The 11,941-nt window shown below is 69.6% G+C and carries 11 protein-coding genes; 10 read left to right on the forward strand and 1 reads right to left on the reverse strand.

Going from position 1 to position 11,941, the window contains the following annotated elements:
• Positions 1 to 184 precede the first annotated feature (184 nt).
• The 3 genes from NN2_RS17475 to crcB (NN2_RS17485) all read left to right on the forward strand — a co-directional run bounded on the left by NN2_RS17475 (position 185) and on the right by crcB (NN2_RS17485) (position 1,846).
• Complete coding sequence (locus tag NN2_RS17475; RefSeq protein ID WP_063014946.1) at positions 185 to 832, forward strand: phosphatase PAP2 family protein; 648 nt, start codon at positions 185 to 187, stop codon at positions 830 to 832.
• Positions 833 to 968: 136 nt separating this feature from the next.
• Complete coding sequence (gene crcB, locus NN2_RS17480) at positions 969 to 1,487, forward strand: fluoride efflux transporter CrcB (RefSeq protein ID WP_063014948.1); 519 nt, start codon at positions 969 to 971, stop codon at positions 1,485 to 1,487.
• On the forward strand, positions 1,484 to 1,846 hold the full coding sequence (crcB, locus tag NN2_RS17485) for a fluoride efflux transporter CrcB (protein WP_030513106.1): 363 nt from the start codon (positions 1,484 to 1,486) through the stop codon (positions 1,844 to 1,846). Before crcB (NN2_RS17480) ends, crcB (NN2_RS17485) begins: the two co-directional genes overlap by 4 nt.
• Positions 1,847 to 1,867: 21 nt before the next feature.
• Here crcB (NN2_RS17485) and NN2_RS17490 read toward each other — a convergent pair whose 3' ends face one another.
• On the reverse strand, positions 1,868 to 3,085 hold the full coding sequence (locus tag NN2_RS17490; protein WP_063910791.1) for a helix-turn-helix domain-containing protein: 1,218 nt from the start codon (positions 3,083 to 3,085) through the stop codon (positions 1,868 to 1,870).
• Between the two features lie 104 nt (positions 3,086 to 3,189).
• On the opposite strand from NN2_RS17490, the gene hpnC reads away from it, so the two are divergent.
• The 7 genes from hpnC to hpnH all read left to right on the forward strand — a co-directional run bounded on the left by hpnC (position 3,190) and on the right by hpnH (position 11,913).
• Positions 3,190 to 4,044, forward strand: coding sequence for a squalene synthase HpnC (gene hpnC / locus NN2_RS38620; RefSeq protein WP_030513104.1), 855 nt, complete (start codon positions 3,190 to 3,192; stop codon positions 4,042 to 4,044).
• 2 nt (positions 4,045 to 4,046) lie between these two features.
• A complete protein-coding gene (gene hpnD / locus NN2_RS17500; protein ID WP_369689962.1) occupies positions 4,047 to 4,949 on the forward strand; it encodes a presqualene diphosphate synthase HpnD in 903 nt (300 codons plus the stop codon).
• A complete protein-coding gene (hpnE, locus tag NN2_RS17505) occupies positions 4,946 to 6,448 on the forward strand; it encodes a hydroxysqualene dehydroxylase HpnE (protein WP_063015005.1) in 1,503 nt (500 codons plus the stop codon). Before hpnD ends, hpnE begins: the two co-directional genes overlap by 4 nt.
• Positions 6,445 to 7,461, forward strand: a complete 1,017-nt coding sequence (locus NN2_RS17510) for a polyprenyl synthetase family protein (RefSeq protein ID WP_063014952.1) — start codon at positions 6,445 to 6,447, stop codon at positions 7,459 to 7,461. Before hpnE ends, NN2_RS17510 begins: the two co-directional genes overlap by 4 nt.
• 2 nt (positions 7,462 to 7,463) lie before the next feature.
• A complete protein-coding gene (gene shc / locus NN2_RS17515; protein ID WP_082857057.1) occupies positions 7,464 to 9,431 on the forward strand; it encodes a squalene--hopene cyclase in 1,968 nt (655 codons plus the stop codon).
• 478 nt (positions 9,432 to 9,909) lie between these two features.
• Positions 9,910 to 10,911, forward strand: a complete 1,002-nt coding sequence (gene ispH, locus NN2_RS17520) for a 4-hydroxy-3-methylbut-2-enyl diphosphate reductase (RefSeq protein WP_218022034.1) — start codon at positions 9,910 to 9,912, stop codon at positions 10,909 to 10,911.
• Positions 10,912 to 11,913 (forward strand): adenosyl-hopene transferase HpnH, encoded by a 1,002-nt coding sequence (gene hpnH, locus NN2_RS17525; protein WP_030513098.1) that lies wholly within the window; start codon positions 10,912 to 10,914, stop codon positions 11,911 to 11,913.
• Positions 11,914 to 11,941: the final 28 nt, after the last annotated feature.

Below are 11,941 nucleotides of genomic sequence, written 5' to 3' on the forward strand. Positions count from 1 at the left end.
TATGGCACCGGGCGGGCCGGTTCGGCATCCACCGCGAACCCCGGCGACCCGATACGCGATCCAGGTGACGCGGAGTTCGACGGCAGTGGTCGAAACCGTGCCCACCGGGCGAACACGGTAGAAATGATCGCAGTACGTTTCCCATCCTCCCCCGGCGTCCCGGGCAGACCAGATCGGATATGCGTTGACGACCCCCTCCCCGGCCCCGATGGCATCCGGCGGCCCCGGATTCGATCGGCCGCTGTTCACCACCATCACCGATTTCGCCGACCACACCCGGTGGCTCAACGACGCGATGCTCTGGTGGACCGACGCCGGTTTGGCGGTGTTCGCGGTGCTGATGGTGATCGGCTGGTGGCAGGCCCGGCGCCGCGACGACCGGTCCATGGCGCTGGCGCTGCTGGCTCCGGTCAGTGTGGTGGTCGCCTATCTGGTCGCCGAGGTGGTGAAGGTGATCGTCGCCGAACCACGCCCGTGCCGGGGCGTGCCGACCGCCTACATCATCGAAACCTGTCCGGTGCCGAGCGACTACTCGTTTCCCAGCGGTCACACCACCACCGCCGCGGCGACCGTCGCGGCGCTGTATCTGCTGAATCGGCGGCTGGGCTGGATCACGGCCGTCTTCGCGGTCGTACTGGCCTTCAGCCGGGTCTATGTCGGCGGTCATTACCCGCACGACGTCGTGGCGTCGGCGATCCTGGCTATTCCGGTCGCCGCTGCCGTCAGTCTGCTGCTGGCCCGCCCCGCCACGGCGGTGGTGACGCGCATGCGGTCCTCCGCACTGGCGCCGCTGGTCGCCGACGCCTCGACGGCGCCGGCATCCCGGATGTGAGCCTCACGCTATTCTGTCCGACGTGGCGGTGGGGCTCGCCACTTCGGCGCCGCGGCCGGAGCAACCGTGATCGGACGATCGCCAACAGTCCCTACTCGAGGTACCACCATGTTCGTGTTCGAGTAGGAGTCCGTCGTTGACCGAGCTACGCCGTGAGGAGCCCCGGCCCGGCGAATCCGCCGACCGGCCCGTCGATCCCGATATCGATCTGCACGTCCCGTCGCAACGCCGCGAACTGCTGCGCGAACACGGCGCGGTGCTGGCGGTGATCGGGCTGGGTGGCGGATTGGGCGGTCTGGCCCGCTACGGCCTCACCCAGCTCCTGCCGACACGCCCCGGGCAGTTCCCGTGGGGCACATTCACCGAGAATGTGCTCGGCTGCCTCGCGATCGGCGTGCTGATGGTGCTGATCACCGAGGTCTGGTCCGCGCATCGACTGGTGCGGCCGTTCCTCGGGGTCGGATTTCTGGGCGGGTTCACCACCTTCTCCACCTACGCCGTCGAAATCCGTAATCTGCTGCAACCCGGTTCGGCCGTGACGGCGTTCGTCTATCTGGCCGCTACCCTGCTGAGCGCGCTGCTCGCGGTCCTCGCCGGGGTGACGCTGGCGCGAATGACGCTGCTCCGCAAGGTGATTCGAGGAGAGGCACGATGACCGTCGTCCTGGTCTTCGCCGGTGCGGTGCTCGGCGCCCCGGCCCGCTACCTCACCGATCGGTTCGTGCAGGCACGCCACGACAGTCTGTTTCCCTGGGGCACGCTGACGGTCAACATCGTCGGCTGCCTGATTCTGGGCGCGCTCACCGGCGGTGCGGCCGGCAGTCCGGTGCTGGCGTTCGCGGGCACCGGATTCTGCGGGGCGCTCACCACCTACAGCACCTTCGGTTACGAGACCGTCCGGCTGCTCGAGCAGCGCTCGGTGTTCTACGCCGCGATGAACGTGGTGATCAGCGTGATCGCCGGACTCGGCGCCGCGCTGCTCGGCTATGCCGTGACGCACGCGCTGGTCGGCTGAGATCTCGCGGATATCGCGGACTCAACCAGCGCGTCCGTGCGGCTGATCCCAGACCAGCGCCAGATACATCCGGGCTCGCTCGCGCGGCGAATCCAGGCGCTCCCCGAGCAGGTCGTGCAGCCGGTCCATGCGGTAGCGCACGGTCTGCGGGTGAATGTGCAGATCGTCGGCGACCGCGTGCCGGTCGCCCATGTTCCAGAGCCAGCTGCGCAGCGTTTCGACCAGCCGGTCGCGCTTACCGTCGGGCAGTTCCCGAAGTGGTTGCAGCACTTGGGCACGCAGCGTTTCCAGCAGCCATTCGTCGCGATTGGCGATGATGGTGTCGAGTTCGTCGGCGACCACCACCGGCGAGCCGGACAGCACGCCGGCCTTGCGCAACCGCAGCGCGGTGCGGGCGATCCGCATACCGGTCGGCAGCAGGTCCAAGGTGAGCGGATGACCGATCACCGCGTCACAACCCCGCAGCGCGGCGATCAGCCGGGTGATCCGCCCGCCCAGCATCGGACTGGGCACGATCGCCCCGACCGCGTCGTCACGCCGGATCGGCAGGCAGTGACCGCCGAGATGTTCCACCACGCCGCAGGAGCGCGTATCGGCCGGATCGGCGAGCACCACCGCGACCTCGGGGGGCAGCTGCCAGCCCGCGCGTTCGGCGGCCAACCGGATTCCGACGGTGTCGGAACGGCCGGAAAGCAACATTTCCGCCAATTCCTCGCGGTGCCGTTCCCGGGCCGCGCTGGAGGCGGACTGTTCGAGCACATAACCGTGCGCCGAGGCCGCGGAGAATTCGTCGACGAAGGCGAAAACGGCCTCCGCCAGCACCGCGAGCACCTCCGGACCGAGATCGAGTTTCAGCGCCGTTTCCGCGACGTGATGCCAGGCGGCGCGGGCGCCGACCTGGTAGGCGCCGAGCAGATCGGACAGGTCCGCGCCGTCGTGCAGTTGCTGGCGGCCCACCTGTTCGAAGACCAGCTGTGTCGGCGGCGGGACGCCCTCACCAGCGGAATCGCCTGTGCGGGGGCCGTGTTCGGCCAGGTCCAGGAGCCGATGGACGAACAACACCCCGACCTCGGCGACCTCCGGGCGATGGTCGTCGAGATAGCGCGCGTAGTCGGGCCACTCCGCGGCGAGCAGATCACGGACCTCGTCCAGGAGATCGGGCATCCTAGCGTCGAGTTCCTCCGAAAGCTGCTCCAATGCCTCCGGTGTTATCGGAATTTCATTATGGGAATCGCTCATTCGAGTCCTTTCCGACTCGATTATCTTCCGGATACAAAAAACACCAACCGGAATCACCTCGACGGTTGAAGATTTGAGCCCTGTGTTGCGTTCACCATCGAAACATGGACGCAGCGACAGCCCCGGCCCGCTGGCTGCGGGCCCGTGAAAAGGAAGAGAACTTTCCCGTCGCGCTGCGGTGGTTGCCGCGCGAACCACGCCGACACCTGCACGCGGTCTACGCAGCCACCAGGTTAATCGACCAGGTCGGCGACGAAGCCCCCGGCGATCGTGTGTCGCAACTGCTGACGCTGCGTGCCGACCTCGCCGGTCTCTACCAGGGTCGCACGCCCGACGATCCGGTGCTCCAGATGCTCGCCCCCACCGTGGCGGCGTGCGATCTGCCGCAGGAGGCGTTCCAGGAGTTGATCGAGGCCAATCTGCTCGATCAACGCGTCGGCCGCTACGCCACCTTCGAGGATCTGCTGGGCTACTGCCGGCTGTCTGCGAATCCGGTGGGCCGCCTGGTCCTGGCGGTCTTCGACCAGTCCACACCGGACACGCTGGCACTGTCGGATCGGGTGTGTTCGGCACTGCAGGTGCTCGAGCACTGCCAGGACGTGGCCGAGGACCACGCGGCCGGACGCATCTACCTGCCGCAGGACGATCTGGCCGCGGCCGGGGTGCCGGAAGCGGCGCTGGCCACCGGCGGACCGGGTGATCCGGCATGCCGGGCGGTGGTCCTGACCCAGGTCGAACGCTGCGAAGCGATGCTCGGCGAAGGAGCTCCGCTGGTCGCCCGGCTCACCGGATGGGCCCGGCTCGCAGTCGCGGGATATCTCGCGGGCGGATGCGCAACCGCGAAGGCGCTGCGCGCGGCCGAGGGCGACGTGTGGACCCAGCCGGTGCGGCCCCGCCACGTCGACACCGTGGCCTCGATGGTCACGCTGCTCGGCAAGGCCACGGTGGTGCCGCAGTGAGCATCATCGCGACCGGCCCGACCACCGCGGCGGCCTACGAGACCTGTGAACGGATCACCCGCACCGAGGCCAAGAACTTCTACTACGGCATCCGGCTGCTGCCCCCGGAGAAGCGCACGGCACTGTGCGCGCTCTACGCGCTGGCCCGCCGCATCGACGATATCGGCGACGAGCAGGGCGAACCGGCCGTCAAAACCGAGGCGCTGACCCTGTTGCGCAAGGAATTGGACAAGGTCACCGGCGGCGCCGGCACCGACGATCCGGTGTTGTTCGCCGTCGCCGACACCGCGCGGCGCTATCCGGTGCCGCTGGGCGCGTTCGGCGAACTGATCGACGGTGTGCAGGCCGATGTCGACGGCGTCACCTACACCGACTTCGACGAGTTGACCCACTACTGCCGGTGCGTGGCCGGGGCGGTGGGCCGCCTGTGCCTGTCGATCTTCGGCTCCGGCGGTGATCCGTGCGCGCCGCTGTATGCCGATCAGCTGGGAATAGCGTTGCAGCAGACCAACATTCTGCGCGATATCCGCGAGGACCTCGGCAACGGCCGGGTCTATCTGCCCCGGGACGAGTTGCTGCGCTTCGGCGTCCGGCTCGAACTCGACGCCGGTGGGGCGCTCGACGATCACAACGGCGGACTGGCCGCGCTGATCCGCGCCGGCGCCGAACGCGCCGAGAACTGGTATTGCCTGGGACTGCGGCTGATTCCGCATCTGGACGGCCGCAGTGCCGCCTGCTGCGCGGCGATGGCGGGCATCTACCGGCGGCTCAACGAGCGCATCCGCGCCAATCCGGTGGCCGTCTACGACCGGCGGCTGTCGTTGAGCGCACGGGAGAAGACCCGCGTCGCCTCCGGCGCCCTGCTGCAGTACTCGATGACGGCATTCGGGTGGGGCCCGCGATGACGGCGCGGGTGGCCGTGGTGGGCGGCGGGCTCGCGGGGATCACCGCGGCTCTGCGCTGCGCGGACGCCGGATATGCGGTGCGGCTGTATGAATCCCGGCCCTGGCTGGGCGGGCTGACGCATTCGTTTCCCCGTGGCGATCTGTGGATCGACAACGGACAACACGTCTTCCTGCGGTGCTGCGACCGCTATCTCGCACTGCTGGATCGGCTCGGCATGCGGGATGCGGTGCACCTGCAGCCGCGCTTGGACATCCCCGTCTCCGGCGGTGGCCGCGCGGGCAGGTTGCGGCGGCTGCCGTTGCCGGCACCGTTGCATCTGAGCTGGGCGCTGCTGCGCTATCCGTGGTTGTCGCAGGGCGCGCGGGTGCGGTTCGTCCGGGCCGCACTTGCTCTGCGGGCGGTCGATCCCGCCGATCCACGGACGGACACCACCAGTTTCGGGGACTGGTTGCGTGCGCACGGCCAGGATCGCGACGCCGTGGACAGTCTGTGGGATCTGGTCGGCATCGCCACCCTCAACGCGCGCGCCGACGACGTATCGCTGGCGCTGGCCGCGACCGTCTTCCGGATCGGCCTGCTCACCGATGCCGATGCCGCCGATATCGGGTGGTCGCGGATCCCGTTGCGGCAGTTGCACGGTGAGGCCGCGCTGACCGCCCTCACCGCGGCCGGGGTTACGGTCGTCCACGAGCGAGTCACGGCCGTCCGGCGAGTAGCGAACGGGTGGGCGGTGTGCACCCGGTCCGGCGACTGCGCCGCCGACGCCGTCGTCTCGGCCGTGCCCCCTGCCGCGGCTCAGGCGCTGTTGCCCGCCGACGCGGTGGATCTGCCCGCGAATTGGGCTGCGAGCCTGGGCAGTTCGCCGATCGTCAACATCCACGTGGTCTACGACCGGCCGGTGATGAACGAATCCCTGCGAGCGGGGGTCGGCTCGGTCGTGCAGTGGGTTTTCGACCGCACCGACGCCTCGGGATTGCGCGCGGCGGGTCGCCGGAGCGCGGACGTCACCGACGGGCCACAAGACAGTTCGGCGCCGGTCGCGGCAGCCGCACCGAGCCCGTCGGTGGCACCTGCCCGGTTTCCCGCCGGCGCGCAATATCTGGCCGTCTCCGTCTCCGCCGCCGACGCCTTCGTCGATCGCCCCGCCGCCGAGCTGCGCCGGGAATTCCTGCCCGCCCTCGAACAGTTGCTGCCCGCCGCCCGCACGGCGCAGGTGGTCGACTTCTTCGTCACTCGCGAACGCCATGCGACGTTCCGGCCCGCACCGGGCAGTGCGCGGCTGCGGCCGCCCGCGGCCACCGCGTTGCCCGGCCTGGCGCTGGCCGGAGCGTGGACCGACACCGGCTGGCCCGCGACCATGGAGGGCGCCGTGCGCAGCGGGGAATCCGCTGCGGCCGAGATCATTTCGCATCCGTCGGGGCGTCGGCCCCGCGCCGGTGCCGCCGAGCGCACCGGTATGCCCGAACCCCGCACGCGGATATCGGAGGTGATCAGATGACGGTAACCATCCTGTCCACGGTCGACGCCGACGGCCAGGCCGTCCGGTCGGCGCTGTCCGACGCCGTCGGGCGGCTCGACGACGCGATCCGGCCGGTGGTCGCCTATCACCTCGGTTTCTGCGACGAACGCGGCCGTCCGGCCGTCGCCGACAGCGGCAAATCGGTGCGGTCGCGGCTGACCATGCTCGCCGCCCACGCCGCCGGCGGCGACGAGCTCTGTGGGATTCCGGGCGCGGTGGCGGTCGAACTCGTGCACAACTTCTCGCTCGTGCACGACGACTTGATGGATCGCGACGCCACCCGCCGGCATCGGCCCACGGTCTGGGCGGTGTGGGGCGATCCGGTCGCCGTGCTGGCCGGCGACGCGATGCTCTCGCTGTCGCACGAGGTGCTGCTCGATTCCGGGTCACCGCACGCGGTGGCGGCGGCCCGGCTGGTCGGGAAGGCGACCCAGGATCTGATCATCGGCCAGGCCGCCGACGTCGACTTCGAACACCGCAACGACGTGACCCTCGCCGAATGTATCCGCATGGCCATGGGCAAGACCGCGGCGCTGCTCTCGGCGAGTGCCGCGGTCGGCGGTGTGCTGGCCGGGGCGCCGCCGGCGACGGTCGGGGCGCTGCGCACCTACGGCGACAACATCGGTCTGGCCTTCCAGCTCGTCGACGATCTGCTCGGCATCTGGGGCGATCCGGCGGTGACCGGCAAACCGGTGTTCTCGGATCTGCGTTCGCGCAAGAAGTCGCTCCCGGTCACCTGGAGCGTGGAATCCGGCCGCGCGGCCGGTCAGGCGCTGGCACAGTGGCTCGCCCAATCGGGCGAACCGAGCGAGAACGATCTGCGGGCCGCCGCCGACATGGTCGAGACCGCCGGTGGCCGGCGCTGGGCCCGCGCCGAGGCCCGGCGGCGGGTGCGCACCGCCCAGCAGGCTCTCGCCGCGGTCACCATCACCCCCGAATACCGCCGGGAGCTTTGTGACCTGGCCGATTTCATCGTGGAACGGAGTGCATAGGAATGACAGTCACCCAAACCGGCAATGCGGCAGCGAACCGGCGGGCAGCGGTCGATCCGGCGCACGGCGCCGACGAACTGAGCGCGGTCCGCTCGGCCACCGACGCGGCGGTGCGGCTGCTGCGCTCGTCCCAGCACGAACAGGGCTGGTGGAAGGGCGAATTGGCGACCAACGTGACGATGGACGCCGAAGATCTCCTGCTGCGGGAGTTCCTCGGCATCTCCACCCCGGACGTGACCGAGCCGGCGGCACGCTGGATCCGATCACAGCAGCGCGCCGACGGAACCTGGGCGACCTTCCACGGCGGCCCCGGCGATCTGTCGACCACCGCCGAGGCGTGGGTGGCGTTGCGACTCGCCGGTGACGACCCAGCCGCGCCGCATATGCGCGCCGCGGCCGCATTCGTGCGCGCCGAAGGCGGGATCGAGGCGTCGCGGGTCTTCACCCGAATCTGGTTGGCGCTGTTCGGCTTGTGGTCCTGGGACGATCTGCCGAATCTGCCACCCGAACTCGTGCTGTTCCCGTCCTGGTTCCCGCTCAACATCTACGACTGGGGATGCTGGGCCCGCCAGACCGTGGTGCCGTTGACCGTGGTCGCCACGCTGCGGCCGTGCCGCCCGCTGCCGTTCGGCATCGACGAATTGCGTACCGGCGCGCCCCCGGCCCGCCGCGCGCCGATCACCTCCCTCGCCGGAGTGTTCCAGCGCGTGGACACGGTGCTGCACACCTACGCGCGGCTGCCGTTGAATCCGCTGCGCGATGTGGCGATGCGGCACGCCGCGGAGTGGATTCTGGCCCGCCAGGAGGCCGACGGCGGCTGGGGCGGAATTCAGCCGCCGTGGGTGTATTCGCTGCTGGCACTGCACCTGCTGGGCTATCCGCTCGATCATCCGGCGATGCGGGCTGGCATCGCGGGCCTGGACGGATTCGTCGTCCGCGAACAAACCCCGGACGGTGAGGTACGGCGGCTCGAGGCCTGCCAGTCACCGGTGTGGGATACCGCGCTGGCGACGGCCGCGCTGCTGGACGGCGGGGTGGCGCCCGACGACCCAGCGGTGCTGCGGGCCACCGACTGGCTGCTGGGTGAGCAGATCACCGCCGGCGGCGACTGGCAGGTGCGCCGGCCACATCTGGAACCCGGGGGCTGGGCCTTCGAATTCGCCAACGACGTCTACCCCGACACCGACGACACTGCCGAGATCGTCATTGCGCTGCACCAGGTTTCGCATCCGGATCGCCCGCGGCTGGATGCGGCGATCGAGCGCGCGGTGCGCTGGACGGTCGGCATGCAGTCCGCCGACGGCGGGTGGGGCGCCTTCGACGCCGACAACACCTCGATCCTGCCGACGAAACTGCCGTTCTGCGATTTCGGCGCCGTCACCGATCCGCCTTCGGCCGATGTGACCGCGCACGTGGTGGAGATGCTGGCCGTCCTCGGCCGCGGCGGTGATCGCGCATGCCGCCGCGGTGTGCGCTGGCTGCTCGACCATCAGGAGTCCGACGGTTCCTGGTTCGGACGCTGGGGCGCCAACCACGTCTACGGCACGGGCGCGGCGGTTCCGGCGCTGGTCGCGGCCGGTACGAGTCCGCGGTCGACGGCGATCCGCGCGGCGGTGCGCTGGCTGGAGGCCCATCAGAACGCCGACGGCGGATGGGGTGAGGATCTGCGCTCCTATCGGGACCCGGAATGGGTCGGCCGCGGCGACTCCACCGCCTCGCAGACCGCGTGGGCCCTGCTGGCCCTGCTGGCCGCCGAGGAACACGACTCCCCCGCCGTGCGCCGCGGCATCGACTGGCTGGTGCGCACGCAGCGACCCGACGGCGGCTGGGACGAGGACCTGTTCACCGGCACCGGCTTCCCCGGCGATTTCTACATCAACTACCACCTGTACCGCTTGGTGTTCCCGGTCTGGGCGTTGGGGCGGTACCTGCGGCGGCGAACGGCCACCGCCGAGCGAGACGGGAGCTGACGACATGCCCCGCCCCGGAACCGTCTGTGCCCCGTTGCGTTCGGAGTGGGCGGCACTGCGCGGTGCCGCCACGGCGCCCGTGGTGCACACCGGGCGCGGTCCGCGGCGGCGCTACGACGCCGCGGCGGCGGGACCGGTCGCGGTGGCGGGAGTCGCGGGTGCGCTGACCACGGAGCTGCGCCCCGGTGATCTCGTGGTGGCCAGCGAGATCCGGCGCAACGGCACCGAATTGCCCAGTCCCGCAGCGGTATTGCTGCACGGCGAACTGCTGCGGCTGGGGCTGCCCGCACGGCTCGGACCGGTGTATTCCGCCGAGCACGTGGTCACCGGCCGGGCGCGCGCCGAACTGGCGGAGACCGGTGCGCTCGCGGTCGACACCGAAACCGCGTTCCTCGCCGCCGATGCCCCCGACGGGCAGGCCGTCGCGCTCCGGGCGATCGTCGACACCCCCGACGCGCCGCTGCTGCGCCCCGGCACGATGTGGCGCGGAATACGGGCACTGCGTTCGCTGCGGGCGGCCGCGCCGGCGCTGGACCGATGGTCGTCGGCAACCGGCGAGCGCGAGATCCTGCTCGCCGGGCCGCGCTCGTTCTGCGCCGGGGTCGAGCGGGCGATCGAGATCGTCGAGCAGGCGTTGCTCCGCTTCGGCGCCCCGGTATACGTGCGGCGTCAGATCGTGCACAACAGCCATGTGGTGCGCGAATTGGCCGGGCACGGAGCGGTTTTCGTCGAGGAGCTCGATCATGTGCCCGAAGGCGCGGTGGTCGTGCTCGCCGCGCACGGCGTGACCCCGGACGTCCGCCGCCAGGCCGAACGCCGCCGCCTGCGCGTGGTCGACGGCACCTGTCCCCTGGTGTCGAAGGTGCACGCGGAGGTACGCACCTTCGCCGCCGCCGACAAGACCGTCTTCCTGATCGGTCACGCCGACCACGAGGAGGTGGTGGGCACCCGCGGCGAGGCGCCCGGCAATGTGATCGTGGTCGCCGATCCGGAAGCGGCCGCCCGGGTGTCGCCACCGGATCCCGATCGGGTCGCCTACGTCACGCAGACCACCCTGGCCGTCGCGGAGGCCGAGGCCACGGCCGATGTTCTGCGGCAACGGTTTCCGGCCTTGAACGGGCCGCGCAAGGACGACATCTGTTATGCCACCACCAACCGCCAGGAGGCGGTGCGGGCGGTGGCCCGGGAATCGGACCTGGTGCTCGTGCTGGGTTCGCGTAACTCCTCCAATTCGCTGCGGCTGGCCGAGGTCGCCGCGGCCGAGGGTGTGGCGGCACATCTGGTGGAGGACGCCGGCGAGGTCGAATTGGACTGGCTGGCCGGCACCCGCCGCATCGGCGTCACCGCCGGTGCGTCGGCACCGCCGCATCTGGTGGACGACCTGGTCGAGGCCCTGTCCGGGCTCGGCGCCCTCCGGGTCCGCCACACCACCGTGACCGAAGAGAGTGTTCGATTCAACCTGCCTCGGGAGGTGAGCTGAATGGCCATGCCATTCCGTCAATCCGTACGTCTGGGAGCGTATCTCGCAAAACAGAAGCTGTTGCGCCGCGAGAAGTTCCCCATCCTGGTCGAATTGGAGCCGTTGTTCGCCTGCAATCTGAAATGCGCGGGCTGCGGCAAGATTCAGCATCCGCATACGCTGCTCAAACAGCGCATGCCGGTCGAACAGGCCGTCGGCGCGATCGAGGAATGCGGCGCCCCGATGGTCTCGATCGCCGGTGGCGAACCGCTGATGCATCCGCAGATCGACGAGATCGTGCGGCAACTGCTCGACCGTAACAAGATCGTCTTTTTGTGCACGAACGCGGTACTGCTGCCCAAACATCTGCACAAGTTCACCCCGCACCGCAATTTCGCGTGGATGGTGCATCTGGACGGACTGCGCGAACGCCACGACGCCTCGGTCTGCAAGGACGGCGTCTTCGATCAGGCCGTAGCGGCGATCCGCGAGGCCAAGGCCGCCGGATTCCGGGTAATGACGAATACCACCTTCTTCGATCTGGATTCGCCACAGGACGTGATCGACGTCCTGGACTATCTCAACGACGAGCTCGAGATCGACCACATGCAGATCGCGCCCGGTTACGCCTACGAGAAGGCCCCCGATCAGGAGCATTGGCTCGGGGTGAAGCAGACCCATCAGCTGTTCGCCAAGGCCTTCGCCGACGGACGCCGCAAGAAGTGGCGGCTGAATCATTCCCCGCTGTACCTGGATTTCCTGGAGGGCAAGGTCGACTTCGACTGCACCGCCTGGGCGATTCCGTCGTATTCGCTCAAGGGATGGCAGCGGCCGTGCTACCTGCTCGACGACGGCTATGTCGCCACCTATCGGGAATTGATCGACGACACCGACTGGAACGCCTTCGGCCGCGGCAACGATCCACGCTGCTCGAATTGCATGGCGCACTGCGGCTACGAGCCGACCGCGGTGGTCGCGACCCTGGGTTCGCTGAAGGAGACGATCCGCGCCGCCGTCAGCTGAGCCGAATCGACACCGGGTCGAATTCCCA

Origin of the sequence: Nocardia nova NBRC 15556 (assembly GCF_001613005.1) — a bacterium.
Classification (GTDB): Bacteria; Actinomycetota; Actinomycetes; order Mycobacteriales; family Mycobacteriaceae; genus Nocardia; species Nocardia nova.